The organism is Streptomyces muensis (genome assembly GCF_021474425.1).
GTDB lineage: Bacteria > Actinomycetota > Actinomycetes > Streptomycetales > Streptomycetaceae > Streptomyces > Streptomyces muensis.
Window position 1 is genome coordinate 1 of record NZ_JAKEIP010000121.1, and the last position, 25,463, is coordinate 25,463.

A 25,463-nucleotide genomic window follows, 5' to 3' on the forward strand; every position below is an offset into this window, starting at 1 on the left:
AGCCCCTCCGGCGTTTGAGGAGCGGGGTCTGGGGCGGAGCCCCAGAAGGGGCGCGGGGAACTGCGCGACCAGCCCCCACCCAGCCGCACCCGAAGAACGACCCCCGGGGTCGAAGGGGCGGAGCCCCTGGTGACGCCGGGTTTGTCTTGGCCGAGGGATCCAGGGACTCGGCGCTTGGCGGAGCCGTTACGCTGGAGGCGTGGCAGTCGTCGATGTATCCGAAGAGCTCAAGTCCCTCTCCTCGACCATGGAGTCGATCGAGGCCGTTCTGGACCTCGACAAGCTGAGGGCAGACATCGCCGTGCTCGAGGAGCAGGCGGCCGCGCCGTCCCTGTGGGACAACCCGGACGAGGCGCAGAAGATCACCAGCAAGCTGAGCCATCTGCAGGCCGAGGTCAGGAAGGCCGAGGCCCTGCGCGGGCGGATCGACGATCTCGCCGTGCTCTTCGAGATGGCCGAGGAGGAGGACGACCCGGACACCCGTGCCGAGGCCGAGTCCGAGCTCGCCGCCGTCCGCAAGGCGCTGGACGAGATGGAGGTGCGGACGCTCCTCAGCGGTGAGTACGACGCCCGTGAGGCGCTCGTCAACATCCGCGCCGAGGCCGGCGGCGTCGACGCCGCCGACTTCGCCGAGAAGCTCCAGCGGATGTACCTGCGCTGGGCGGAGCAGAAGGGCTACAAGACCGAGGTCTACGAGACGTCGTACGCCGAAGAGGCCGGCATCAAGTCGACCACCTTCGCCGTCCAGGCGCCGTACGCCTACGGGACCCTCTCCGTCGAGCAGGGCACCCACCGGCTCGTCCGCATCTCGCCCTTCGACAACCAGGGACGGCGCCAGACCTCCTTCGCGGGCGTCGAGGTGCTCCCCGTGGTCGAGCAGACCGACCACATCGAGATCGACGAGTCCGAGCTGCGGGTGGACGTCTACCGGTCCTCCGGCCCCGGCGGCCAGGGCGTGAACACCACCGACTCCGCGGTGCGCCTCACCCACCTCCCCACCGGCATCGTCGTCTCCTGCCAGAACGAGCGGTCGCAGATCCAGAACAAGGCCACCGCGATGAACGTCCTCCAGGCCAAGCTGCTCGAGCGGCGCCGCCAGGAGGAGCAGGCCAAGATGGACGCCCTCAAGGGCGACGGCGGCAACTCCTGGGGCAACCAGATGCGGTCGTACGTGGTGCACCCGTACCAGATGGTCAAGGACCTGCGCACCGAGTTCGAGGTCGGCAACCCCGAGGCCGTGTTCAACGGTGAGATCGACGGTTTCCTCGAAGCCGGAATTCGCTGGCGCAAGCAGCAGGAGAAGTAACTTTGTCGACAAGGCAACTGCCGCCACTCCGGCGGTAGTTGCCTTTTCTGTACCTGCATGTCTGGGTTTTACATCACACTCACAGGCTCCAACCCCTGGCATAGCCCCCGTACTTGGACATTGCGCTGGTAAACGGCCTTGACGTGTCTTTGAAAAATGGGAAGGGTAAAGCGTGGCATGCGTATCTCTGGGGCGCATGTGAACCGGGGGACTTGAGTTCAGCACTACCTCCGTCGATCACGGCTCCCGAGCGCCGCCTCACTGACGATTCAGCTACTGGGGGTAGCAACCACATGACGAAGAAGACGCGGGTCCGTATCGCGCGCCTCGCGGCGGGTGCCGTGATTGCGGCGGGCGCTTCGCTGACCGCCGCCGGCGCCGCTTCCGCGCTGGAGATCGGCGTGAGTGCCGGCGAGGGCGGTATCGGTGTGAACATCGACACGGGCCTTGGCGACGAGGACCCTGGCGCCCCGACGGACCCCGGTATCCCGACGGACCCGGGCATCCCGACGGCGCCCAACGAGCCGACGGACCCGGGCATCCCGACGGAGCCCAACGAGCCGACGGACCCGGGCAACCCGACGGTCGATCCCACTCAGCCCGAGGAGCCGCCGGTCACCGAGGACCCGACCCTCGACCCGACCGACCCCGGTGACGACGGCAACAACGGGGGCGGCAACGACAACACCGACCCCGACGGTGGCACGTCCCCGCAGGAGGAGGGCTCCTCCTCGCTGACGGAGACCGGCACCGAGACCACCGGTACCGGCACGGGTACCAGCAACTCGGCCCAGGGCGGCGGTGACGAGCTCGCCGAGACCGGCGCCGCTCAGACCACGTTCCTGCTGGTCGGCGCCGCCACGATGATCGCCGGCGGTATCGGCTTCCGTATCCTGCCGCGCCTCGTGAGCGGCCGTGGCGGTGCGGCTGCCTGACGGTAGCCGGTCGTGCACGTCGCGTGATTCACGCCGTACGGCCGAGGGGCCCGGAGCGCGCTCGCTCCGGGCCCCTCGTCATGTCCGCCTGATGTCCGCCTACGCGGTCTGGTGCGCCAGCAGTGCCACCGCGGCGATCAGGATCGCCAGCAGGGCGATCAGTGTCATCGGGTTCAGACCCGCGAACGGGTTCTCCTGCTGGAGCCGCTCTCGGTTCGCCCGGCACACGGGGCAGCGGCCCTCACTCACGGGTGCGGCACAGTTCGCGCACACCAGCCGGTCGTACGTCATGCGCCACCCTCCTAGCCGGTCCCTCCGGGGGTTTCAACGGGTGGGGCCCCGTCAATGTTCCCCTCTCCACTGTGCCAGGTTCCTCCGGAAAGGGCTCGGGCGCTCCGGGAGGGGTGGTTTCCATTGTCTCGCGGCTGCGGGTCGTGTGGGGCTGGTCGCCCAGTTCCCCCCGCCGTCCGTCAAAGAGCGAACCCCGCACAAAAGTGCACAAGGGGCGCGCAACCCTCCCGGCGACTGCGCCCCTGCCCCCGGTTCGCGTATGGTCCCCCCATCTACCCCCGGCGACCCGTGGTGCATCCGTGATCCGATTCGACAACGTCTCCAAGGTCTACCCCAAGCAGAACCGCCCCGCACTCAGGGATGTGTCCCTGGAAGTGGAGAAGGGCGAGTTCGTGTTCCTCGTGGGGTCCTCGGGCTCCGGAAAGTCCACCTTCCTGCGGCTGATCCTCCGCGAGGAGCGGTGCAGTCACGGGCAGGTGCACGTTCTGGGCAAGGACCTCGCGCGCCTGTCCAACTGGAAGGTGCCGCAGATGCGGCGCCAGCTGGGGACGGTGTTCCAGGACTTCCGGCTGCTGCCGAACAAGACCGTCGCCGAGAACGTGGCCTTCGCGCAGGAGGTCATCGGCAAGTCCCGCGGTGAGATCCGCAAGTCCGTCCCGCAGGTGCTCGACCTCGTCGGGCTCGGCGGGAAGGAGGACCGGATGCCCGGTGAGCTGTCCGGCGGTGAGCAGCAGCGAGTGGCCATCGCGCGCGCGTTCGTCAACCGGCCCAAGCTGCTGATCGCGGACGAGCCCACGGGCAACCTCGACCCGCAGACCTCCGTCGGCATCATGAAGCTGCTCGACCGGATCAACCGGACCGGTACGACCGTCGTGATGGCCACCCACGACCAGAACATCGTGGACCAGATGCGCAAGCGCGTCATCGAGCTGGAGAAGGGCCGCCTCGTCCGCGACCAGGCGCGCGGCGTCTACGGCTACCAGCACTGACCCCCGTAGAAGTCCGGAAAGGCCTGAAGAAGCCGCCATGCGCGCCCAGTTCGTACTCTCCGAGATCGGTGTCGGTCTCCGCCGCAATCTGACGATGACCTTCGCCGTCGTCGTCTCCGTCGCCCTGTCGCTCGCCCTGTTCGGCGGGTCGCTCCTGATGAGCGACCAGGTCAACACCATGAAGGGCTACTGGTACGACAAGGTCAACGTCTCGGTCTTCCTGTGCAACAAGGCCGACGCCGAGTCCGACCCCAACTGCGCCAAGGGCGCGGTCACCGAGGACCAGAAGAAGCAGATCCTCGCCGACCTGGACAAGATGACGGTCGTCGAGAAGGTGACGTACGAGTCGCAGGACCAGGCGTACAAGCACTACAAGGAGCAGTTCGGCGACTCCCCGCTGGCCGCCTCGCTCACGCCGGACCAGCTTCAGGAGTCGTACCGGATCAAGCTGAAGGACCCCGAGAAGTACCAGGTCGTCGCGACCGCCTTCAACGGGCGCGACGGCGTGCAGTCCGTGCAGGACCAGAAGGGCATCCTGGACAACCTCTTCAAGCTGCTCAACGGCATGAACTGGGCGGCGCGCGCGGTGATGGCGCTGATGCTCGTCGTCGCGCTGATGCTGATCGTCAACACGGTGCGTGTCTCGGCGTTCAGCCGTCGGCGGGAGACCGGGATCATGCGTCTGGTCGGCGCCTCGGGCTTCTACATCCAGGCGCCGTTCATCATGGAGGCCGCGGTCGCCGGGCTCATCGGCGGGACGGTCGCCTGTGCGTTCCTGGTCATCGCGCGGTACTTCCTCATCGACCACGGGCTGGCCCTGGCCGACCAACTGACCTTGGTCAACTTCATCGGCTGGGAAGCGGTGTTGACCAAGCTGCCGCTCATCCTCGCGACGAGCCTGCTGATGCCCGCGTTGGCGGCGTTCTTCGCGCTGCGCAAGTATCTGAAGGTGTGACCAACGCCAAGGGGGCCGTACGGGCAACGGACCGTACGGCCCCTTCGCGTTGTCCTAGACTCACCGGCATGTCAGGTCGTGACCTGTTCTGTCAGCCCCGTCGCTTCGGCCGCGGGGCCGCCCTGACATTGGTGTTCGCGAGCGTGCTCGTCGCCGGTGCCGCGACCGGCTCCCTGCCCGGTGACCGGAAATCCTCGGCCGACGCTGCCGGTTCGGCCGCCCCCGCGGGCCGGCACGTGGACGTCGCGGAGGCGGCCGCCGAGGCCATGGCCGCGGGCAAGTCCCCCATGGAGGCCGCCGAACGCGCGGTCAGCCGCAGCGGGGACCGCTGGGGCGCGGTCTACTCCGAGGGCGAGTACGAGGAGTTCGAGGAGGCCCTCGACGGCGAGTACACCGGCGTCGGGCTGTGGGCCCGGCGCGAGCGGGACGGCCGTATCGAGGTGACGAAGGTGCGGGCCGGGTCGCCCGCTGCCACCGCCGGGATCCGCTCCGGCGACCTGTTGCGCAGTGTCGACGGCAAGACGGTCGACGGGCGTCCCGTGACCGAGGTCGTCTCCTTACTGCGGGGCGACGCCAAGGACGCGCCCGCCGGGACGCCCGTGAAGGTGGGCCTGGAGCGCGGCACGCGCGCGTGGAACCTCACCCTGCGCCGCGCCCGGCTGTCCACCGATTCGGTCACCGTCTCAGAACTCGCCGGCGGCATCACCGTCATCCGGATCTCCTCCTTCACCAAGGGCTCCGGCGACGCGGTCCGCGAGGCCGTACGGCAGGCGCCCGCCACCGCCGGCGTCGTGCTGGACCTGCGCGGCAACTCCGGAGGTCTGGTCACCGAGGCCGTCACCGCCGCCTCCGCCTTCCTCGACGGCGGCCTCGTCGCCACCTACGACGTCGACGGCGACCAGCGCGCCCTGCACGCCGACCCGGCCGGCGACACCACCAGACCCCTGGTCGCGCTCGTCGACGGCGGCACGATGAGCGCGGCGGAGCTGCTCACCGGTGCCCTCCAGGACCGCGGCCGCGCGGTCGTCGTCGGCACCCGCACCTTCGGCAAGGGCTCGGTCCAGATGCCGAGCCGCCTCCCCGACGGCTCCGTCGCCGAGCTGACCGTCGGGCACTACCGCACCCCCTCCGGGCGGGCCGTCGACGGCCGGGGGATCACCCCCGACCTGGAGGCCGACCGGGGCGTCCTGGAGCGGGCCGAGACGGTCCTCAGCGGACTCGGCGAGTCGTAGCGACTCCGTAAATCGGCTTTCCGCGCACCCCCTGCCTAGTGCGAAAATGGACGGCACTATGAGCAAGGGAATGTACGTACCGAAGGAGTCCCAGCCCAAGCAGGGCGGGGCGGCCGCGAAGGCCAGGGACGGTGAGAAGGGCGGCAAGCGCAAGATCGTCGCCCAGAACAAGAAGGCCCGGCACGACTACGCGATCATCGACACCTACGAGGCCGGTCTGGTGCTCATGGGCACCGAGGTCAAGTCGCTGCGCGAGGGCCGCACGTCGCTGGCCGACGGCTTCGTCCAGATCGACCGGGGCGAGGCGTGGCTGCACAACGCCCACATCCCGGAGTACCACCAGGGCAGCTGGACCAACCACTCCGCGCGCCGCAAGCGCAAGCTCCTGCTGCACCGCGAGGAGATCGACAAGCTGGAGGCCAAGTCCCAGGAGACGGGTCACACGATCGTGCCCCTCGCCCTGTACTTCAAGGACGGCCGGGCCAAGGCCGAGATCGCGCTCGCGCGAGGCAAGAAGGAGTACGACAAGCGGCAGACCCTGCGGGAGAAGCAGGACCGGCGGGAGTCGGACCGGGCCATCGCGGCGGCGAAGCGGCGGCAGCGGGGCGTCTGACGGGCGGGAATACAGTGGCATCGGCGTGCGTTGGTCACGTACGATGGCACTGCACCTCACAGAGGGTGCGCGCCTCCTCCGGTCTTCCGGAGGGGATTGAAAAAACCACATGGGGATGATCGGTTTCGACAGCGGCTGTCGAAGCAGGGGAAGCGTGTCGAGGAAGCGGCAATGATCTCGTAAACCATATGTCGCAAAAAATAATCGCCAACACCAAGCGCGATTCCTTCGCCCTCGCTGCCTAAGTAGCGACTTGCGAAGTGTCAGCCCGGGGCTGTTCCCGACCCGGATCCTGGCATCAGCTAGGGAACTAAACCTTGATCCCGGTCACGGGGTGAAGAGGGAAACCAAACAGTGACTGGGCCCGTCGGCGACTTGTTCGCGTGATCGCCGGGGCCGAGAAAATCACAGCGAACTGCACACGGAGAAGCCCTGATTCTGCACCGTTGGACGCGGGTTCGATTCCCGCCATCTCCACGATCGGAAGGTTTCCGAGCCTTCCTGACCCATGTGGGCAAAGGTCCCGCCGCCTTCGGGCAGCGGGGCCTTTGTCATGCCGGAATGATCTGTGACAGCGCTGTGACCGGAGGTGTGGCTTCCACCACAGCCTGTGCGGCGCCACCCTGGTGAGCTGGGCGGATGCCTACCGCCTCGCGCACCGTTCCCGTCGTCTTCGCCGGTGTCCTGCTGCTTGCCGCGTGTGGTTCCCAGAGCGCCACGCAGGGCGACGACGCGACACGGGCGCGCGCGGCCGGGGCGCCGGTCGACGCCGCCGCGCTGTGCCCCTCCGGCTACTCCCAGTACGGCAGCCTGCCGTCGTCCGCCGGGGACGATCCGTCCGTCGCCCCGTCCGGCACGCCGACGCCGCTGCCCCTGCCGTCGTCCACCGGTCCGGACGAGGACGGCGTGCAGGTCACCGGCCTGTACGCCTGGGATGCGGGCAGCGGCTGTCAGGCCGACTACTCGGCCGCGTTCGAGATCACCAACTCCGGGACGAAGAAGGCCACTTACACACTGACCTTCTCCTTCCTCTCGTCGTCCGGCGGCGCGGTCGACAACGTCGAGCAGACCGTCCAGGACGTCGGGCCGGGACGGACCGTCAAGGGGGCCGTCGCCATGAGGGCGGAGGCCATGCACGCACCCGAGGTATCGGGCATCGACGTGATCAAGGTGCGCAGCGTTCCCGCCGACGAGGCGCCGTCCGCCTCCGGGCCGTGCCCCGCGTCCGGGCTGCACGTCTACGCGGACCAGGGGGACGCCGCCATGGGGCTGCGCGTCGTAGGACTGCATCTCGTCAACTGCGGCACCAAGGCCTACGAGCTCAACGGCTACCCGGAGCTCGAACTCCTCGACGAGCGCCACGACTCCGTGGACGGTGTGCGGATCCTGAAGGGGACCGGGCAGATCAGCACCGCCGTCGGCGGGGGCGACAGTCCGCGACTCGTGACCCTGCGGCCGGGCGAGGCGGCTCAGTCGACGCTGGCGTGGCGGAGCACCACCGGGTTCGGCGATCCGGTGAACGTGCCGTACGTCCGGGTGCGGGCCAAGTCCGGTGCCGATCCCGTGATCGTGCAGCCGGAGCTGGACCTCGGGACCACGGGGCGGCTCGGCGTCGGGCCGTGGCAGAAGGACGAGACGGCCCGAGCGGCCGGCACCGGCGCCGAGCGGCCCACGCCGCCGCCCCCGACCTCCGTCCCGCCGACCCTCCCGTCGCCGTGAACCGCCGCTCACCGTGACCGGTTTCCTGTTCGCCCTCGGGTGCGCTGTCGCGCTGGGCCTGCTCGCACACCCGAGGATCGCGCCCGGCGTCAAGGTCGTCGTCCTCACCGCGCCTCCCGTGGTGGGAGTGGTCTGGCTGATGGACGTGGTGCTCGGGATGACGTCCGCCGCAGTGGCCGTCGGCGCGGTGTTCGTCGTCGTGGTGATCGCGCTGATCGGACTCCTAGGCCATCCGCGGCTGCCGATCTGGGCGAAGATGCCGGTGTTCGTCACCGTCCCGGTGACGGCGCTGGCCTGGCTGATGGTGGTCACGGCGGACGACACGGCCAAGGATCCCGGCGAGGACCCGTGCTCGATGTACTACGGCGGCGTCGGCGTCTCCAAGGCCTTTCCCCCGCAGGCGTACTGCCTCCACGAGGGCGGCGGTACCGACAACCTCGCGTCGGGCGCCCAGTTCGTGTTCTGGGTGTGCTTCGTCAGCAGTCTGCTGCTGCTCGGGGCCGGCCTGTGGGAGGTCGTGCGGAACCCGAGGACGTTCGTGCGGCAGTTCCGAACGGACGGCTCGCTCACCCGGTGAACCACCATGGCGGACACGCCTGTTGTGGTGTCCGACCCCATATCGACGGGTCGTTCGTGCTTCTACGGTCCCTCCGCATGACACAGACCAGAGCCGCAAGCCGTCGAATCCTGCTGGGGGCGACCCTTCTCGTCGCCGCCCTGATCGCCGCCTTCCTCACACCGGGCCGCGCCACGGCCGCCTCCCTCCAGGAGGTGACCGGGTTCGGCGCCAACCCCGGTGCCCTGCGCATGTTCCGATACGTCCCCGACGGGCTGCCCGCCGGCCGGCCCGTGGTCGTCGCGCTGCACGGCTGCACCCAGAACGCCTCCGGATACGGCACCGGCAGCGGATGGCTCCAGCTCGCCGACCGCTGGGGCTTCTCCGTCGTCCTGCCGCAGCAGCAGACCGCCAACAACGCCTCGTCCTGCTTCAACTGGTTCCAGAACGGCGACATCGCACGCGGCCAGGGCGAGGCCGCGTCCGTCGCGCAGATGGTCGACCGGCAACTCGCCGACACCTCCGGTGACGGGACGCGGGTGTACGTCACCGGGCTGTCCGCCGGGGGCGGGATGAGCGCCGTGATGACGGCGGCGTACCCGGAGAAGTTCGCGGCGGGCGGGATCGTCGCCGGGCTGCCGTACGGGTGCGCGCAGGCCGCCGGGTCGCCGTATGTGTGCATGTACGTCGGGGCGACGCAGACCGCGAAGCAGTGGGGCGACCGGGTGCGTGCGGCCCGGCCCGGGTACGCCGGCCCCTGGCCCACGCTCGTCGCCTTCCAGGGCACGGCCGACTACACCGTGAAGCCCGTCAACATGACCGACCTGGTGAAGCAGTGGACCGACGTGCACGGAGCCGATCAGGCCGCCGACGTCAGCGACACCGTCGCCGGGTATCCGCACCAGGTCTTCCGGGACGCGGGCGGGCGCGCGGTCGTGGAGACGTACAGCGTCACCGGGATGGGGCACGGGCAGCCCGTCGACCCGGGGAGCGGGAGCGAGCAGTGCGGGAGCGCCGGGGCGTACGTCCTGGACGTGAACCTGTGCGCCGCGTACCGGATGGGGCGGGCCTGGGGACTGGGCTGAGCCGGTCGCGGAGCGGAGGCGCTCTGTTGCGCCGGGCGGTTGTCCGGGATGCTGCTGAAGCATGAGCGGACCCGTGAGAACGTCCGGGAGAGGCTTCAACTCCCGCGGAAGAAGATGGACTTGGCCCGTCGCCGTGGCGCTCGTCGCCGCCGTTCTGGGGCCCGGCGCCGAGGCCGGTGCGGACGCCGACCGCACCGGTCTGCCGGAGGCCGTCGACACCATTCTGGGCGATGCGCGGATGGAGGGCGGCGTCGCGAGCGTCGTGATCGCGGACGCCGGCACCGGTGAACTCCTCTACCAGCACCTGCCCTCGACCCGGCTGATGCCCGCCTCCAACACCAAGCTCGCCACCTCGGCGGCGGCCATGGAGATCCTCGGACCGGAGTACCGGTTCACCACCGACGTGCTGGCCACCGGACGGCGGCACGGCTCCGTGCTCCGCGGCGACCTGTATCTGCGCGGCACCGGCGACCCGACCCTGCTCGCCCGCGACTACGACGAACTGGCCGCGCGCGTCGCAGCGGCGGGGATCACCCGCGTGGACGGACGGCTGCTCGCCGACGACACCCGGTTCGACGACGTACGGCTCGGGCGGTCCTGGGCCGCCGACGACGAGTCCTCCTACTACTCCGCGCAGATCAGCGCGTTGAGCGTGGCGCCGGACACCGACTACGACACCGGGACCGTGATCGTCACGGTCGCGCCGGGGGAGGAGGCCGGTGACGAGCCGGTCGTGTCCGTCACCCCCGACACCGACTACGTCGACATCGACGTACGGGCCAGGACCGTCGCCGCGGGCGGGGCGAACGATCTCACCGTCGAGCGGGAGCACGGCACGAACACGGTCGTGGTCAGCGGGACGACTCCGGTCGGCGGGGCCGGCGCCAAGGAGTGGGCCACCGTGTGGGAGCCCACCGGATACGCCGCCGCCGTCTTCCGGGACGCGCTCGCCGAGCACGGGGTCCGGGTGAGCGGACTCACCCGGCTCGGGCGGCAGACGCCTGGTACGGCCGTCGGGCTGGCCTCCCATCGGTCCATGCCCCTGCGGGAGTTGCTCGTCCCGTTCATGAAGTTGTCCAACAACATGCACGCCGAGATCCTCACTAAAGCCATGGGGTACGAGGCCTCGCGGCACGGGAGCTGGGGCGCCGGGCTCGCCGCGATCAGCGGATACCTCAAGGGCGTCGGCGTCGACGCCGGGAAGGTGCGGCAGGTCGACGGGTCGGGGCTCTCGCGGATGGACAACTTCCCCGCCGGGCAGCTCGTCGAACTGCTCCTCGCCGTGCGCGCCGAACCCTGGTACGCCGACTGGTACCGCTCGCTGCCGGTCGCCTGCGACCCCGACCGGTTCGTCGGCGGCACCCTGCGCTCACGGATGTGCGGGACGCCCGCCGCGCTCAACGCCCGCGCCAAGACCGGGTCGTTGACGGGGGCGTCGGCCCTCTCCGGGTACGTCACCGGCGCCGATGGGCGGGAACTCGTCTACGGCATCGTCCTGAACAACTACCTGGCCTCGTCCGTGAAGCCCTTGGAGGACGCCATCGTGGTGACGCTGGCCCGCTCGACCGCCGAGGCGGCGACGCCGGCCGCCACGCTCAAGGGCGGGGCGCAGGCCGACGTCGAGTGCTCGTGGCGTAAACCGGTCGTCTGCTGAGGCGCCGGGGCCGGCCCGCGAGGCCCTACTTGAAGGCGTGGGCGTTGCGCCGTGCCCACTCCGCGAACGGGCCGGCCGGGCGGCCGAGGAGCTTCTCGACGTCGGGACTGATCCGCTGTTCGGCGGGGAGCGGCTCGCCGAGGATGTCGAGGGTGCCGTCGATCACCGGCTCGGGCATGAAGCGTGCCATGTGCTCGCGTGCCTGCTCGCGGGGCAACTCCACGAAGCCGACCTGCTCGCCGAGCGCCTCGGAGAGCGCCGCCGCCTGCTGGCGCGGGGTGACGGCGGCCGGTCCGGTCAGTTCGTACGTCCGTCCTGCGTGGCCCTCGTCGCGCAGGACCACGGCGGCGGCCTCGGCTATGTCGGCCGGGTCCACGACCGGCAGGGCGATGTCGGCGAACGGGGCGATCACGGTGCGCCGCGTGCGGACGGTCTCGCTCCAGGCGTAGGCGTTGGAGGCGAAGCCGCCCGGGCGCAGGATCGTCCAGGCCAGGCCCGAGGAACGTACGGCTTCCTCGAACTCCCGGAGCCGGGCGTGCGAGAGGGCGTCCGGGCGGGTGCCGTTGATCTGCGAGGAGAGCAGTACGACGCGCTGCACGCCGGCCTCCCCGGCGGCCGCCAGTACCTCGGTCGCGGGTGCGCCGCCGCCGAGCAGCTCACCGGCCAGCAGCAGGAACAGGGCGTCCGCGCCGGCCAGGGCCGGGGCAAGGGTGGCGGGGTCGGCGAGGTCGGCGCGGACATGCCGCGCGGACTCCGGGAGGTCGTGGGGGAGGGGGGTGCGGGACACGGCCGTCACCTTCTCGCCCGCGCGGGCAAGCGCTTCGACGAGCGGACGGCCGACGTTGCCGGAGGCTCCGGTCACAGTGATCACGAGAACTCCCAAAGTCGGTGAAAACGGGTGGAGTTGGGCGATGTCTGTGACGCTAGCATCCTCGGTATAGTAGGTACCTAGAAGAAAGTGACTTCCCTGGGAGGGGCTTATGGGCAGCGACTCGCAGCCGCCGGAGCAGCAGCCGCCGCCGCCGACGGAGCCGCCGGAGCTGGCGTGTCCCGTCTCCCCGGTCGTCGATCTCGTCTTCAGCCGCTGGACGACGCCGATCCTGTGGACGCTGAACGAGTTCGGGCGGCAGCGTTTCGTCGAACTCCAGCGCGCCATCGGCACCATCACGCCGAAGGTCCTCACCCAGCGGCTGCGTCAGATGGAGCGTGACGGCCTGGTCGTGCGCACGTACCACCCCGAGGTGCCGCCCAGGGTGGAGTACGAGATCAGCGAGCTCGGGCGCAGCCTGGCCCCGGTCTTCGCCCACCTCGCCGACTGGTCCGCACAGAACCTTCCGAAGGTCGAGCGAGCCAGGCGGGAGTTCGACGCGGCGGGCGAACAGAGGTAGGGCGCCTGCGGCGCGGGGCGCGTCAGTGGTGGTGGCCCTGCCGGCCGAGGGTGTCCACGGGGGTCGCGCCGGGGCGGGTCCACTGCGGTACGGGGCGGCTGGACGGGCCCCAGGTGGCGTTTCCGTCCGCGTCCGAGCGCCAGGACCAGCACGCCTCGCCGCCCTTGGGCCAGTCCTCGGGGTTGTCCTCCCAGGTCTCGCCGCGGCCGTAGGGCGTCATGTCGAGCAGGCCGAGGGAGCCGTTGACCCGCTCGTTGCCGCGGCCCGTCGTGGAGTAGGTCAGGAAGACGCGGTCGCCGTCGCGCAGATAGCTCGTGAGATACCCCATGGCGCCGCCGGCCGGACCGTCCACGCCGCGCACCGAGTACCAGGGCTGGGTGTAGCCCATGAACTCGACGTAGGCGGCCACCTCGTCCCAGGGGCCGGTGGTCAGCACGGCGAACGACACGCCGCGGGCGTTGAGGTAGACGGCGTCCTTCAGATGCCAGGCCGTGGTGGTGCAGCCCTCGCACTGCCCCTGGTGCGGTGCGCCGTCGTACCACATGTGCTTGTACACCACGAGCTCGTCGCGCCCCTCGAACAGGTCCAGGAACGGCACCGGCCCATCGGGCCCGACGACCTCGACGGTCCCGTCGAACTCCACCATCGGCAGCCGTCGACGGGCCGCGGCGATGGCGTCGCCCTCGCGGGTATGGGCCTTCTCGCGAACCAGCAGTTCGTCCCGCGCGGCCTGCCAGGTGGCCAGGTCGACGACGGGCGGGCGACCGGGCAGCCCGGCGTTCGGTTCGTCCGGCATGCTCGTCATGGAGTCCTCCGTGGCGTCTCGTGTCGCGGACACCGGCGCAGCGGTCCCACACCGGTCACCACGACAGACTCCCGGCCCGCCCGGAACTCATCGCACGGCCGCGCCCTTGCTCGAGCCCACGCACTCGACCGGCACGCCGCAGACTCCTGCCGGAGCCGGAGCCGGAGCCGGAGCCGGAGCCTGCTCAGGGGGCTGCCCGCGCCGGCCCACGCGACCGCCCGCACTGGTGCCCGAGCCTGTTCAGGCGACCGTCCGCAGCGCCGATTCCGCCGAGCCTGCTCACGCGACCACTCACGGCGCAACTCCCGTCCGAGCCCGCTCACGCGGTCACCGCGGCGCCGGCCTCCGCCCGAGCCTCCTCACGCCACCGCCCGCGGTGCCGTGCTCCCCCTCTCCGTCATTCTCGGTGGCAGCAGTGTCGCCTCCGGTGTGGCTGTTCCGTTCAGCTTCTTCATCAGTAGTTCCACGGCCCGGGCGCCGACCTCGTCGGCGGGCAGGGTGACCGACGTGACCGGTGTGCGCAGTGAGGCGGCAAGTTCGTCGGGGCAGATCGCGGTGACCGAGAGGTCGGCGGGCACGCGCAGGCCGAGCTTCTCGAAGGCGTCGATCAGGGGCTCCAGGACCGCCTCGTTGTGGACGACGACCCCCGTCAAAGCGGGCTGCTCCCGCAGCAGTTGCTCGGCGAGCGTGCGGGCCGCCGCGGGCGAGGCCTCGCAGGGGTGCACGATGGAGGCGAGCCGGCCCCGGTCCGCGGCGGCGGTGAAGCCGCGGACCACGCGCTGGGCGAACGCCGTGCCCCGGACGTACACCTCAGGCGGCGACCCCACCAGTGCCACCGCCCGGTGGCCGAGCCGCGCCAGATGCTCCACGCACGCCTCACCCGCCGCCTTGAAGTCCAGGTCGATGCAGGTCAGGCCCTTCGGATCGGCCGGGAAGCCGATCATCACCGACGGCCGGTCAAGGCCGCGCAGCAGCGCCGGGCGCGGATCGTCCAGCTGTACGTCCATGACGATCAGCCCGTCCACCGACACCGTGTCCACGACCTGCCGCAGCCCCTCCTCGCCCTCCTCCTGGGTCAGCAGCAGCACGTCATGGCCGTGGCGCCGGGCCGTCGTCACCACCGACACCGCGAACCGCATCGCCACCGGCACGTCGATACCCGGCCGCAGCGGCACCGCCAGGGCCAGCACGTTCGACCTGCGGCCGGCCAGGGCGCGGGCGCCGGCGTGCGGACGGTAGCCGAGCCGGCGGATGGACTCCTCCACGCGGCGCCGGGTCTCCTCGGAGATCGGACGCTTTCCGCTGAGCACATACGACACGGTGCTGGGGGAGACCCCGGCATGCCGCGCCACATCCGTGATCTTCACCATCAGCCCAGCTCCAGGGAGAGAAACCCGGTCCCCGCCCGCGCCCGCACCTCGCGCTCACCCGCCGCCAGCCCCCAGGCCGCGGACGGGTCACCGCAGGAGGCCCGCAGCGTGTCGCCCTCCCGTACGACCGTGTAGACCACCTCCCCGACCCGCACCGTCACCCGCGCGCCCCGCTCCAGCCCGAACGCCCGCAGCGTCACCCCGTCGGCATGGTCGTAGTCGGGCCGGTCGTCCACCGCGCCCACCGGGATCACGGCACCCGGCCGCACCAGCAGCGGCACGCTCGCGAAACCGTGCTTCTCGCGCACCCAGCGCGGCCCGGTCACCGTCCGCCCGCCGAGGAAGTCGGTCCAGGTGCCCTCGGGGACGTAGTACGAGACGTCGCCCTCGTCGCTGAAGACCGGCGCCACCAGCAGGTCGGACCCGAGCATGTACTGCCGCTCCAGGTGCGCGCACCCGGGATCGTCCGGGAACTCCAGCACCATCGCCCGCATCATCGGCACGCCCTCGGTGTGGGCGGTGCGGGCGGCCTCGTAGAGATAGGGCATCAGGCGCAGCTTCAGCCGGATGAAGTGGCGGGCCACGTCCACCGACTCCTCGTCGAAAAGCCACGGCACCCGGTACGACGACGACCCGTGCAGCCGGCTGTGCGAGGACAGCAGCCCGAACGCCAGCCACCGCTTGAACAGCGCCGCCGACGGCGTGCCCTCGAAGCCGCCGATGTCATGGCTCCAGTACCCGAAGCCGGACAGGCCGAGCGACAACCCGCCGCGCAGCGACTCCGCCATCGACTCGTAGGTCGCCTCGCAGTCGCCGCCCCAGTGCACCGGGAACTTCTGGCTGCCCGCCGTCGCCGAGCGCGCGAAGAGCACCGCCTCCTCCTCGCCGCGGTGCTTGCGCAACACGTCGAAGACGGTGCGGTTGTACAGGTACGTGTAGTAGTTGTGCATCCGCTCCGGGTCGGAGCCGTCCGACCACACCACGTCGACCGGCACCCGCTCGCCGAAGTCGGTCTTGAAGCAGTCGACGCCCTGTGCGAGCAGCGCCTCCAGCTTCGCCGCGTACCAGTCGCGGGCGGCCGGCAGGGTGAAGTCGACCAGCGCCATGCCCGGCTGCCACAGATCCCACTGCCACACGCTGCCGTCCGGCCGCTTCAGCAGGTACCCCAGCTCCTTGCCCTCCGCGAACAGCGGGGAGCGCTGGGCGATGTACGGGTTGATCCAGACACAGACCCGCAGGTCCCGCGCCTTCAGCCGGGCCAGCATCCCCTCGGGGTCGGGGAAGACGCGCGGGTCCCACTGGAAGTCGCACCAGTGGAACTCCCGCATCCAGAAGCAGTCGAAGTGGAAGACAGACAGCGGCAGTTCACGCTCCCGCATGCCGTCCACGAACGACGTCACCGTCTCCTCGTCGTACGACGTCGTGAAGGACGTCGACAGCCACAGGCCGAACGACCACGCGGGCGGCAGCGCGGGGCGGCCGGTCAGGGCCGTGTACTTGCGGATGATGTCCTTCGGGGTCGGGCCGTAGATGACGTAGTAGGTCAGCTCCTGGGTCTCCGCGCTGAACTGCACCCGGGAGACGACCTCCGAGGCCACCTCGAAGGAGACCTTGCCCGGGTGGTCGACGAAGACGCCGTAGCCCGCGTCGGTCAGGAAGAACGGCACGTTCTTGTACGCCTGTTCGCTGCACGTGCCGCCGTCGGCCTGCCAGATGTCGACGACCTGCCCGTTCTTGACCAGCGGTCCGAAGCGCTCGCCGAGACCGTACACGGACGTACCGACACCGAGGCCCAGCTGCTCGCGCAGATAGTGCGCCCCGCTCGCGTCGCGCATGATGCCCATGCTCTTGGGGCCGCTGGAGGTGAGGGTGCGGCCGCCGGCCAGGAAGTCGACCTGCCAGGTACCGGCGCGGGCGACCCGGACCGACAGCGCGCCGGAGGTCAGGGTCGCGTGGTCGTCGTCGTACGAGATCTGCGGGACCGTCTCCGCGGACTCGGTGACCTCGAACTCGGGGCCGCGCGGCTGTTCACCGCTGAAGTGGGTGAGGGTGAGGCCGATGACGTCGGGCATCGGGGTGTGGGCGTTGATCGTCATGACCGGTCCCGTCATCAGGTCGCCGCGCGAGCGGATGGGCCGGGTCGGCGCGTGGATCTCCAGGGCGCCGTCCGACTCGGTGACGTCCAGGACTTCGGCGGGATGGGCCGCGGTGACGCCTTCGCGCAGCAGCCAGTAGCCGTCGGTGAACTTCATGTGGGGGTCCCTCGCCGCGTCTCGTCCTCGGTCCTGTCGAATCGATTCGATCACTTGTGTCGAAGCGCTTCGATTGGCGAAGGTATGTGCGACGTGAGGGCGAGTCAATGGGCAGGGCAATCGGGCGAGTCAATGGGGCGGGCGGATCACGGGGTCGCCGCCAGGGCGATGAGCAGTGCCGCCGCCGCTGCCGTCAGGGGCACTCCGTAGCCGGCCGCCGGCGTCAGGTGCTCCACCGCCCAGCCCCCGACCGCGCTGCCGCAGGCGATGCCGCCCAGGAGGGCGGTCACCGCGAGGGTCATGCCCTCGTTCAGGCGGCTGGGCGGGGTGCGCTGCTGCACCAGGGCCATGTTGGTGATCATGGTCGGCGCCGTGGCCATGCCGGCGATCAGCAGGGCGAGGGCGAGCAGGGCCAGGTTGCCGGTGAGGGAGGCTGCCAGCAGGGGCAGGGTCAGCAGCGCGGTCATCGCCGCTATGCACCAGGGGTATCGGTGCTCGGCGGGGACGGAGAGCCTGAGCCGGCCGTACAGCAGGCCCGCCGCGCAGGATCCGGCCGCCTGGAGCGCCAGTACCGCGCCCGCGGCCGTACGGTGGCCCCGCTCGTCGGCGAACGCGAGGGTGACGACCTCCGTCGCGCCGAACACCGCGCCCATGGCGAGGCAGACGGCCAGCAGCGCGGGCATGCCGGGGGCGCGGAGCGGGGACGGCGCGGTGGTGCGCGCTGTCGCGCCCGTACGGTCCCGGGGCGGCGTCGGCGGCTCGGTCGAGCGCTGTGCGGCGAAGGCCAGCACGCCCGTCACCAGGAGCACCACGCCCGCCAGCGTCCCCGCCTCCGGGAACAGCGTGCCGCACAGGAAGGCCGCGAGCACCGGGCCCAGCATGAAGCACAGTTCGTCGGCGGCCTGCTCGAAGGAGTTCGCGGTGTGCAGGGACCCGGGGTCGCCCTTCAGCAGATGGGCCCAGCGGGCGCGCGACATACCGCCGGTGTTGGGGGTGGTCGCGGTGGCGGCGTACGCGGCGAACAGGGTCCAGGCGGGGGCCTCATGGCGCACGCACAGCAGCAGCGCGAGGCTGCCCAGCGCGGCGATGAGCGTGGCGGGTACGGCGACCCGCGCCTGCCCGTACCGGTCGACGAGCCGCGCCGTCCAGGGGGCGACCAGCGCGGTCGCCGCGAGGCCGGTCGCGGTGACGGCACCGGCGAGGGCGTACGAACCCCGGGTACCGGCGATCATCACGACCGCGCTCACGCTGAACATGCCCATGGGCAGGCGGGCGGTCAGGTTCGCCAGCGTGAAGGCGCGGGTGCCGGGGTGGGTGAAGAGCCGGCGGTACGGGCCGGGGGGCCAGCTCTTCGCGCGGGGGCCGAAGTCGACGGCGACGAGGGTGTCGGCGGTGACGGTGAGGAGGGGGGTGTTCGGAGTATTCAGGGTGTTATGTGAGTTCGGCGTATGCGAGGTCTTCGGGGCTTTTCTGTACGACGGTTGCGGCATGGATCCACCGTCGCCCGGAGTGGATCACGCGGTCCAACACCTGCTGGGCGCGGATTCACGCACCTGTGTTGTGAGACGGGCGTGAGCTGTAGGTTTCCGGCATGCCCGGTCACCTCGACCCCCGTCTCCTGCGCGCGTTCCTCGCCGTCGCGGAGGAACTGCACTTCACGCGTGCCGCGGCGCGGCTGTACGTCGCCCAGCAGGCGCTCAGCCGGGACGTACGGCGGCTGGAGCGGGAGTTGGGGGCCGAGCTGTTCGTACGGACTACCCGGCAGGTCACGCTGACGGCCGACGGCGAGCGACTGGTGCCGTACGCGCGTCGCGCCCTCCAGGCCCAGGACGACCTGCTCGCCGCCTTCGGGCAGGCGCGCGCCCTGCTGGTGGACCTCAACTCCCCCGGCCTTGGCACCCCGCGCCGGGTCCTGCACCGGGCCCGCGAACTCGCCCCCGAGTACGAGCTGATGGCCCGCTACGAGAGCGGCCTGACATGGGCGGCCGGCGAGATGGTCGCCGGGCGGCTGGACGCGTCCTTCGGACGGTTCGCGGGGCTGGCCCCGGCGCTGCGGGCGGGGCTCGACCATCAGCCGGTCCGCTACGAGCCCATGGCGATCCTGCTCCCCGAGGACCATCCGCTGGCGGCGCTGGAGGCGATACCGCTGGCCGCGCTCGCGGGGGAGGTGATCTACGCCGGGGCGGGCAACCCCCGCACTCCCGAGTGGACCGATCTCGCGCGCAGGCTGTTCGACGGGCGGGGCATCGAGGTGGCGCCGCCCGCTCCGCTCGCCGTGGGCGACGAGGAGTTCGAGCGGCTGATGGCCAAGACGCGGACGCCCGTGCTGGCCGTCGTGGACTTCCCGCCCATGCCCCGGACCGTGCTGCGTCCCCTGATCGATCCGGTTCCGTTGTCACCCGTTTCCCTGGTGTGGCGAAAGGGGCTCGCGCACCCCGCGTTCGACACCCTTCGACGGGCTGCGGCCCAGGTCGCGGCCGAGGAGGGCTGGTTGCGCAGGCCTGCGGACGGGTGGCTTTCGGCCACTGATTCGGCCACCATGAGCGCGCACAATTGACACGCGGCAACCACGAAACCTCCGCGTGCGCTACATTCGTGGCCTGAGCACGGTGTGGTAATAGGGGGGCGCTCGGCCGGGTGGGGGCTCGGTACGGCGACGGGTGCTCAGTGTCGTACGCGCACCCGGAACGGTCCCGTGGGGGGATGTGCGTGCGCGTGAAGAAGTGGCGAGAAGATGCCCAACCGGAGTGGCCCGAGATCGCTCGGGGCTCCGGAGGCGGCTCTTCCGTGGAGGGCTCCCGGTGTGACACCCAGGCCTTCCCGGCGACCGGGGAGACCGAGGTCCCCGGACAGGGCCATCGCTCCCGACCCGAGGCAAGGGAGACGGAGATACCCCACGGCGGCGACCGCGCGTCCTCGGACGCGGACGAGACACGGGTCCTTGGGGGCGGTGCCGGTGGGGCCGTGTCCGGTGCGTCGCCTTCCGACGCGGACGAGACCGCGGTGCTTCCGGCGGTCGGGAGATCGACGGCGGGGAGCTCTGGACGGCCGACGGGGAGGACGGAGACCTGGTCGGCGTTCGACCGACGACCGTCGGCTCGTAGAAGCGACGGTGTGCCTGCCGCCGGAGGCGGTCCGTCTTCGGCTTCCGGGCGTCACGCGGCGCAGGCCGCCAGGGCCGACGCGCCCTCGGCCTCCCCGGCCGCCGGGGCCGACGCGGCCGGGGCCTCGCGGAACGATGCGTTCCCGGCGTCCGGTGAGACGCGGGTCGCCCCCGCCGTCCGTGATCCGTGGGCCGAGAGTGACGAGTCCTCCGGGACGGAGGCCGGGGCGGAGGCCAAGGCGGGCGTGGGGGCCGGTGCCACGCATGATCCGCACGAGGTCACCATCCAGCTCGACGGTGTCGGGCTGCAGCTGGACAACATGTTGCGCGCGGCCAAGGGCGCGCCGGGTGGCGGCGGCGAGGGGTCCGACGGGCCGGTGTTCGTCGACGAGTCGGGGCGCCGTAGCCGTCGTTTCCGGCGGATCGGCATGGCCGTGGCTCTCGCCTGCGCGGTCTACGCCGTAGTGATCGTCGCCACGGTGCTGTCCGGCAACTCCGACGCGCCGTGGCTGCCCGTCGAGGGCCCCAAGGAGCAGCCGGCCGGTCAGGTCGACACCCCGCCGCTGCCCGCCGAGTCGGCACCGGTGCCCTCCGGCACGGGCAGCGTCTCCCCGGGCGCCTCCCCGACGGCCGGCGCCGGTACGACCCCGTCCCCGGGCGCCGGCGTCGCCGAGCCCGGTGCGTCGGCCGGCGTCGAGAGCCCGGGGGCGTCCGCCGACCCGAAGCCGAGCGCGACGAAGCCCACCGTGAACCCGGACACCGATCCCACCCGGGACGCCGATCCGACCGTCGAGCCCACCGTGCCCGACCCCGGCCCCGACCCGACCCCGACGGGCGGCGGCCCCACCGAGGAGCCGACCGTCACCCCGACCGTCGACGAACCCGGCACCGGCACGGTCGCTGACGGTCCCAGTGACCCGTCGCCCATCGCGCAGGAGCCGGACGACACCGCCGCCGCGCCCGCCGCCACGTCCCCGGAGTACACCCTCTGATGGCATCCCGCACCCGCCGTCACGGCCCCGCGAAGGGAGCCCCCGACGGCTCCCGGCGCCGCCGCGTGCCCATGCGCCTGCTGCTGCCCTGCCTCGTCCTCGTCGCGCTGATGGCGATGCTGATGCTGCGCGGCTACGTCCACAGTGAGATCCTGGCCGACTACCGGGTGGCGCCCGCCGCCGCCAACGACAAGGTGCCGCAGGACGTCCTCAAGGGCGGCCCGGTCATCGACACCCGCAGCGGCAAGGCCACCACACTGCACGTGCCGGACGACAGCGTCGTCCTCACCTTCGACGACGGCCCGGACCCCGAGTGGACGCCGAAGGTGCTGGACGCCCTGAAGCGCAACGACGCCCACGCCGTCTTCTTCATCACCGGCACGATGGCCTCCCGCTACCCGGACCTCGTCCAGCGCATGGTGGACGAGGGCCACGAGATCGGCCTGCACACCTTCAACCACCCCGACCTCTCCTACCAGTCCAAGAAGCGCGTCGACTGGGAGCTCTCCCAGAACCAGCTCGCGCTCGCGGGCGCGGTCGGCATCCGCAGCTCCCTGTTCCGGCCGCCGTACTCGTCCAAGTCCGAGAACATGGACAACAACTCCTGGCCGGTCACCGAGTACATCGGCAGCCGCGGCTACATCACGATCGTCAACGACACCGACAGCGAGGACTGGCGCAAGCCCGGCGTCGAGGCCATCATCCGCAACTCCACGCCCAAGCCCGGCAAGGGCGCCATCGTCCTGATGCACGACTCCGGCGGCGACCGGCACCAGACGGTCCGCGCACTGGACCGGCTCATCCCCCAACTCCAGGACAAGGGCTACGAGTTCCAGAACCTCACCGAGGCCCTGAACGCCCCGAGCGCGCACACCGAGGTCACCGGCCTCGACCTGTGGAAGGGCAAGGCCTGGGTCTTCCTCGTCGACGCCTCCGACAACATCACCGCGATCCTCGTCGTCGGCCTCGCCGCCATCGGCTCCCTCGTCATCGCCCGCTTCGGCCTGATGCTGCTGCTCTCCGGCATCCACGCCCGCCGCACCCGCCGCCGCGACTTCAGATGGGGGCCGAACGCGCCGGTCACCGAACCGGTGTCGGTGCTGGTCCCGGCGTACAACGAGGCCAAGTGCATCGAGAACACCGTGCGGTCCCTGATGCGCAGCGAACACCCCGTCGAGATCATCGTCATCGACGACGGCTCCAGCGACGGCACCGCCCGGATCGTCGAAGGGCTGGGCCTGCCGAACGTCCGTGTCATCCGCCAGCTCAACGCGGGCAAGCCCGCCGCGCTCAACCGCGGCATGGCCAACGCCCGGCACGACCTGATCGTGATGATGGACGGCGACACCGTCTTCGAACCGTCCACGGTCCGCGAACTCGTCCAGCCGTTCGCCGACCCGCGCGTCGGCGCGGTCGCCGGCAACGCCAAGGTCGGCAACAAGGACACCCTCATCGGCGCCTGGCAGCACATCGAGTACGTGATGGGCTTCAACCTGGACCGCCGTATGTACGACGTCCTGCAGTGCATGCCGACCATCCCCGGCGCCGTCGGAGCCTTCCGGCGCTCGGCCCTGGAACGGGTCGGCGGCATGAGCGACGACACCCTCGCCGAGGACACCGACATCACGATGGCGATCCACCGCGACGGCTGGCGCGTGGTGTACGCCGAGAAGGCCCGGGCGTGGACCGAGGCCCCGGAGTCGGTCCAGCAGCTGTGGTCCCAGCGCTACCGCTGGTCGTACGGCACCATGCAGGCGATCTGGAAGCACCGCAGGGCGCTGGTGGACCGGGGCCCGTCGGGCCGCTTCGGCCGCGTGGGCCTGCCGCTCGTCTCCCTCTTCATGGTCCTGGCCCCCCTGCTGGCCCCGCTGATCGACGTCTTCCTCATCTACGGCCTGATCTTCGGCCCCACAGAGAAGACGATCCTGGCCTGGTTCGGCGTCCTCGCCATCCAGCTGGTCTGCGCGGCCTACGCCTTCGTCCTGGACCGCGAGCGCCTCACCCCGCTCATCTCCCTCCCGCTCCAGCAGATCCTCTACCGACAACTCATGTACGTCGTCCTGCTCCAGTCCTGGATCACCGCCCTGACCGGCGGCCGGCTGCGCTGGCAGAAGCTGCGGCGCAAGGGCGGGGTGTCCGCCCCGCCGACCGTTCCGGCCCAGCGTCGGCAGATCATGGACGAGAGGCCGGTCCGATGAACCCACCCACCCCCGCGACGGCTCCGCCGTCCGACCCGGCGGCCCCGCTCGCGCCGGAGACGACCGAGCGGGCCGCCCGCAAGGCCCCGGTCCGCGACCGCTACTTCGACCTCCTGCGCGCCCTCGCCCTGTTCCGCGTGGTCCTCTACCACCTGACGGGCTGGGCCTGGCTGCCCCTCGTCTTCCCCTCCATGGGCGTGATGTTCGCCCTCGCCGGCAACCTCATGGCCCGCTCCCTGAAGCGCCCGGCCGTGCAGGTCATCAAGAGCCGGATACGCCGCCTGCTGCCCCCGCTGTGGCTGCTGGGCGTGGTCGGCGTCACCGGCATGGTGATCCAGGGCTGGGGCCCGGACGCCGACGGCCACCCCGGCTGGTGGTGGATCCACCTCGCCTACTGGATCGTCCCGCTCAGCGACCCGCCGTACGGCGAGGGCCTCCCCGGACTCCACGGCTTCGTCGGCGAGAACTGGGCCTCCGACCTCGCCGGACCGCTCTGGTACATCCGCGCCTACCTCTGGTACGTCCTGCTCTCCCCGTTCCTGCTCAAGGCCCTGCGCGCGATGCCGCTGGCCACCGTCCTCGCGCCGCTCGCCCTGTCGGCGGCCTTCGAACTGGGCTACCTCAACCTCCCCGGCGAGCGGTTCCCGTCCGCCGTCACCGACTTCAGCACCTTCGGCGCCTGCTGGATCCTCGGCATGGCACACCAGGAGGGCGTCCTGCGCCGCCTGCCCCGCTACGTCGTGCCGTCCATCGCCCCGATCTTCGCCGCCGTCGGCCTCTGGTACGCCCTCAACCACGACTTCGGCGAAGGCCACGACCTGGACAGCATGCCCCTGGCCCAGGCCCTCTGGTCCTTCGGCACCGTCCTGCTCCTCCTCCACCTCAGCCCCTCCTGGTCCGACTGGCCCCGCCGCCTGCGCCGCTGGGACCGCCTGATCACCCTCCTCAACTCCCGCGCGGTGACGATCTACCTCTGGCACAACATCTGCATCCTCATCGCCGCGACGATGTGGGACCAGCTGTGGGGCATCGACCTGATGTGGATGCACTTCTCCTGGCTCCTGGAAAGCCCCTGGCCGGTCCTGGCCTTCACCTGGGTACTCATCGGCAGCTGCATCGTGTGGTTCGGCTGGGCGGAGGACCTGGCGGCCCGGCGGCGACCGCAGTTGTGGCCGGACGGGTCCACGAAGCGGACGGGTGGCCGCCGGGCCAAGCGCCCCTGAACCCGCCACCGAGCTACCCGACTGTCAGACCCCCGTGGAACACTGATCGCGTTGCGGAAGTGAACGGGGCGGTCCATGGGGCCGGGTGGGCCCGGGTGGCCGGTGGGGAGCAGGTGCTGATGAGCAAGCGGCAGGTGCAGAAGATGCTGCGGCTGATGGCGGGTGGGGAGCCGGTGGAGCTCACCAGTCCGCTGGCCTCGGTGAAGAAGCTCGCCAGGCTCGCCTTCATCGCCCAGCAGTTCGGGTACGAGTACGTGGACGTACGGCAGAGCGCCGGGCGGAACAACGCGCTCGTGATGCTGATCGCCCCCGACCCGAGCCCGCAGGCCCGCGCCCGCGCCGGGCAGAACTGGGCGCAGTATCCGAACGCCGGCGACGGGGTTTCCGTACCGCCCGTGATCCCCGACGCCTTCGAACTGCTCAAGGCCCGTATCAACTTCGATCTCACCGGCAAGAACGCCGAGAAGCGGATGGGCTACGCCGCCATCGGCCTCACCGTCGGCGCCGTGATCCTCGGGCTGCGGCTCGGCGCGGACGGTGCCGCCTGGGTCGCCGCGTTCCTCACCTGGGCGTTCTTCATGGCGATCGTCGGCATCGGCTTCGCCGTCACGCGTAAGCGCAACGCCAAGTTCGCGGCCCGCCTCCAGGCCGCCGGGTTCATGCCGATCACCGACCAGGGCGGGCGGGTGCGCTATCTGCCGCCCGGCGCGCAGCTGCCGGGGCAGGTTCCCGGGCAGCACAACCCCTTCGCCTCCGGGGCCGCCCCCTACGGCAACCAGCCCCCGGCCGCCCTGGTC

Annotated in this window: 21 protein-coding genes, 1 other RNA gene and 1 pseudogene; 17 read left to right on the plus strand and 6 right to left on the minus strand. The window is 71.0% G+C overall.

All coding sequences use genetic code 11. The features are described 5' to 3' along the window. The first annotated feature begins 199 nt into the window (after positions 1–199). Positions 200–1,306 carry a peptide chain release factor 2 gene (gene prfB / locus L0P92_RS25675; RefSeq protein ID WP_234765359.1) on the plus strand — a complete coding sequence of 369 codons (1,107 nt, stop codon included), beginning with the start codon at positions 200–202 and terminating at the stop codon, positions 1,304–1,306. A 293-nt stretch (positions 1,307–1,599) separates the two neighbouring features. After that, positions 1,600–2,241, plus strand: coding sequence for an LPXTG cell wall anchor domain-containing protein (locus L0P92_RS25680; RefSeq protein ID WP_234765360.1), 642 nt, complete (start codon positions 1,600–1,602; stop codon positions 2,239–2,241). 99 nt (positions 2,242–2,340) lie between these two features. On the opposite strand, the gene L0P92_RS25685 is transcribed toward L0P92_RS25680, so the two are convergent. Further along, the gene (locus L0P92_RS25685; protein ID WP_128428849.1) at positions 2,341–2,532 is read right to left on the minus strand and encodes a hypothetical protein; all 192 of its coding nucleotides are present in this window, start codon (positions 2,530–2,532) and stop codon (positions 2,341–2,343) included. Positions 2,533–2,831: 299 nt separating this feature from the next. On the opposite strand from L0P92_RS25685, the gene ftsE reads away from it, so the two are divergent. The 9 genes from ftsE to dacB all read left to right on the plus strand — a co-directional run bounded on the left by ftsE (position 2,832) and on the right by dacB (position 11,335). Further along, the gene (gene ftsE, locus L0P92_RS25690) at positions 2,832–3,521 is read left to right on the plus strand and encodes a cell division ATP-binding protein FtsE (RefSeq protein ID WP_030051349.1); all 690 of its coding nucleotides are present in this window, start codon (positions 2,832–2,834) and stop codon (positions 3,519–3,521) included. 37 nt (positions 3,522–3,558) lie between these two features. Next, positions 3,559–4,476, plus strand: coding sequence for a permease-like cell division protein FtsX (gene ftsX, locus L0P92_RS25695; RefSeq protein WP_234765361.1), 918 nt, complete (start codon positions 3,559–3,561; stop codon positions 4,474–4,476). Positions 4,477–4,544: 68 nt separating this feature from the next. Continuing rightward, on the plus strand, positions 4,545–5,708 hold the full coding sequence (locus tag L0P92_RS25700; protein ID WP_234765362.1) for a S41 family peptidase: 1,164 nt from the start codon (positions 4,545–4,547) through the stop codon (positions 5,706–5,708). A gap of 70 nt (positions 5,709–5,778) precedes the next feature. Then, on the plus strand, positions 5,779–6,321 hold the full coding sequence (gene smpB, locus L0P92_RS25705) for an SsrA-binding protein SmpB (RefSeq protein ID WP_234765377.1): 543 nt from the start codon (positions 5,779–5,781) through the stop codon (positions 6,319–6,321). A gap of 111 nt (positions 6,322–6,432) precedes the next feature. Beyond that, positions 6,433–6,801: a transfer-messenger RNA gene (gene ssrA, locus L0P92_RS25710) on the plus strand. Between the two features lie 159 nt (positions 6,802–6,960). Then, positions 6,961–8,040, plus strand: coding sequence for a DUF4232 domain-containing protein (locus L0P92_RS25715; RefSeq protein WP_234765363.1), 1,080 nt, complete (start codon positions 6,961–6,963; stop codon positions 8,038–8,040). Positions 8,041–8,053: 13 nt separating this feature from the next. Then, on the plus strand, positions 8,054–8,617 hold the full coding sequence (locus L0P92_RS25720; RefSeq protein WP_234765364.1) for a hypothetical protein: 564 nt from the start codon (positions 8,054–8,056) through the stop codon (positions 8,615–8,617). A 77-nt stretch (positions 8,618–8,694) separates the two neighbouring features. Then, on the plus strand, positions 8,695–9,681 hold the full coding sequence (locus tag L0P92_RS25725) for an extracellular catalytic domain type 1 short-chain-length polyhydroxyalkanoate depolymerase (RefSeq protein WP_234765365.1): 987 nt from the start codon (positions 8,695–8,697) through the stop codon (positions 9,679–9,681). 61 nt (positions 9,682–9,742) lie between these two features. Continuing rightward, on the plus strand, positions 9,743–11,335 hold the full coding sequence (gene dacB, locus L0P92_RS25730; RefSeq protein WP_234765366.1) for a D-alanyl-D-alanine carboxypeptidase/D-alanyl-D-alanine endopeptidase: 1,593 nt from the start codon (positions 9,743–9,745) through the stop codon (positions 11,333–11,335). A 25-nt stretch (positions 11,336–11,360) separates the two neighbouring features. Here the strand turns inward: dacB and L0P92_RS25735 are convergent, their stop codons facing one another. After that, positions 11,361–12,206, minus strand: a complete 846-nt coding sequence (locus tag L0P92_RS25735) for an SDR family oxidoreductase (RefSeq protein WP_234765367.1) — start codon at positions 12,204–12,206, stop codon at positions 11,361–11,363. Positions 12,207–12,315: 109 nt separating this feature from the next. On the opposite strand from L0P92_RS25735, the gene L0P92_RS25740 reads away from it, so the two are divergent. Then, entirely contained in the window at positions 12,316–12,723 is a 408-nt protein-coding gene (locus L0P92_RS25740; protein WP_234765368.1) for a winged helix-turn-helix transcriptional regulator, read from the plus strand. A gap of 22 nt (positions 12,724–12,745) precedes the next feature. Here the strand turns inward: L0P92_RS25740 and L0P92_RS25745 are convergent, their stop codons facing one another. The 4 genes from L0P92_RS25745 to L0P92_RS25760 all read right to left on the minus strand — a co-directional run bounded on the left by L0P92_RS25745 (position 12,746) and on the right by L0P92_RS25760 (position 18,640). Beyond that, a complete protein-coding gene (locus L0P92_RS25745) occupies positions 12,746–13,528 on the minus strand; it encodes a DUF899 domain-containing protein (RefSeq protein ID WP_234765369.1) in 783 nt (260 codons plus the stop codon). Between the two features lie 359 nt (positions 13,529–13,887). Continuing rightward, the gene (locus L0P92_RS25750) at positions 13,888–14,898 is read right to left on the minus strand and encodes a LacI family DNA-binding transcriptional regulator (RefSeq protein ID WP_234765370.1); all 1,011 of its coding nucleotides are present in this window, start codon (positions 14,896–14,898) and stop codon (positions 13,888–13,890) included. Then, complete coding sequence (yicI, locus tag L0P92_RS25755) at positions 14,898–17,150, minus strand: alpha-xylosidase (protein WP_234765371.1); 2,253 nt, start codon at positions 17,148–17,150, stop codon at positions 14,898–14,900. Before yicI ends, L0P92_RS25750 begins: the two co-directional genes overlap by 1 nt. A 146-nt stretch (positions 17,151–17,296) precedes the next feature. Next, complete coding sequence (locus L0P92_RS25760; protein WP_234765372.1) at positions 17,297–18,640, minus strand: MFS transporter; 1,344 nt, start codon at positions 18,638–18,640, stop codon at positions 17,297–17,299. A 101-nt stretch (positions 18,641–18,741) separates the two neighbouring features. Between L0P92_RS25760 and L0P92_RS25765 the strand changes: the two genes are divergently transcribed. The 5 genes and pseudogenes from L0P92_RS25765 to L0P92_RS25785 form a co-directional block, all read left to right on the plus strand. Then, positions 18,742–19,707: a LysR family transcriptional regulator gene (locus tag L0P92_RS25765; protein WP_234765373.1), complete on the plus strand. Its 966-nt coding sequence runs from the start codon at positions 18,742–18,744 to the stop codon at positions 19,705–19,707. 557 nt (positions 19,708–20,264) lie between these two features. Then, positions 20,265–21,245 (plus strand): hypothetical protein, encoded by a 981-nt coding sequence (locus L0P92_RS25770; protein ID WP_234765374.1) that lies wholly within the window; start codon positions 20,265–20,267, stop codon positions 21,243–21,245. Continuing rightward, positions 21,245–23,443: a bifunctional polysaccharide deacetylase/glycosyltransferase family 2 protein gene (locus tag L0P92_RS25775; protein ID WP_234765375.1), complete on the plus strand. Its 2,199-nt coding sequence runs from the start codon at positions 21,245–21,247 to the stop codon at positions 23,441–23,443. The genes L0P92_RS25770 and L0P92_RS25775 overlap by 1 nt, the downstream gene beginning before the upstream one ends. Next, complete coding sequence (locus L0P92_RS25780) at positions 23,440–24,666, plus strand: acyltransferase family protein (protein WP_234765376.1); 1,227 nt, start codon at positions 23,440–23,442, stop codon at positions 24,664–24,666. Before L0P92_RS25775 ends, L0P92_RS25780 begins: the two co-directional genes overlap by 4 nt. Before the next feature lie 119 nt (positions 24,667–24,785). Next, positions 24,786–25,463, plus strand: a pseudogene (locus L0P92_RS25785) (hypothetical protein); the annotation flags it as partial.